Origin of the sequence: Clostridium sulfidigenes (assembly GCF_052067195.1) — a bacterium.
Taxonomy (GTDB): Bacteria; Bacillota; Clostridia; order Clostridiales; family Clostridiaceae; genus Clostridium_J; species Clostridium_J sulfidigenes.
In genome coordinates this window covers 1-984 of sequence record NZ_JBQHQR010000038.1, presented here as the reverse complement: position 1 = coordinate 984, position 984 = coordinate 1, and the positions used below count along the sequence as shown (strand labels likewise).

At 26.9% G+C, this 984-nt stretch carries 1 pseudogene; it reads left to right on the top strand.

The features are described from left to right. Positions 1-98: 98 nt before the first annotated feature. A pseudogene (locus ACTNBA_RS19045) lies at positions 99-984 on the top strand (HTH domain-containing protein); the annotation flags it as partial.

The following is a 984-nucleotide window of genomic DNA, read 5'->3' as shown; positions in this document are numbered from 1 at the left end:
TAAAATGTACCCTATATAGTAGACACTTTAAAAAAAGTCTATTATATAGGGTATTTTTATGTATAATAAAATTAATATATAGCTTTAGGAGTGATTATATGAGCAACAAATTTTTCACTGAATATCAAATTAAGAACTTATCTCAAAACAAATATGTACAGACTATTTCATCAAAATCAATTACTTATACTGATGAATTTAAAAGACATTTTATTGCTGAAAATATTTCTGGTAAGCTACCAAGACAAATATTCGAAGAATGTGGTTTTGATATAGAGATTTTAGGAATGAAAAGAGTTAAGGCTGCTGGTAATAGATGGCGTAAAATGTATAAAGATGGCGGAGCCACAAGACTTCAAGATACACGTAAATTAAATAATGGTAGACCAACTGAAAAAGAATTGTCCATAGAAGAAAAGTACGAAAAACTTCAAGCAAAGGTAAAACTTCTACAAGCTGAAAATGAATTGCTAAAAAAGTTAGATATACTAGAAAGGAGGATGAGTACAAAGAAGTAAGATTGCTAACGCAAGAAAAATTTATTCTTATCAATTCTGTTATTCAAAAGTTTAATTTGAAAAATATGTTAAGTTATTTATGTAAATCTGCTAGTGTATCACGTTCTGGCTATTATAATTATTACTGTTCTAATTCTATCGCTACGCGTAATGCTCAAGAAGAAAATGATTTAGAGAGTTATAAAAATATATTAGCTGCATTTAATTTTAAGAATCGTAAAAAAGGTGCTAGACAAATTAAAATGACTCTTAAAAATGAGTTTAACATTAACTATAATCTGAAACGTATCAAAAGAATAATGAAAAAATATAATATTGTTTGCCCTTATAGAAAAGCAAATCCATATAGAAGAATGATGAAGGCTACAAAGGAACATACAGTCTTACCAAACTTATTAAATAGAGAATTTAAGCAACAAATACCTGGTAAGGTGTTGTTAACAGATATAACTTATTTATTTTATAA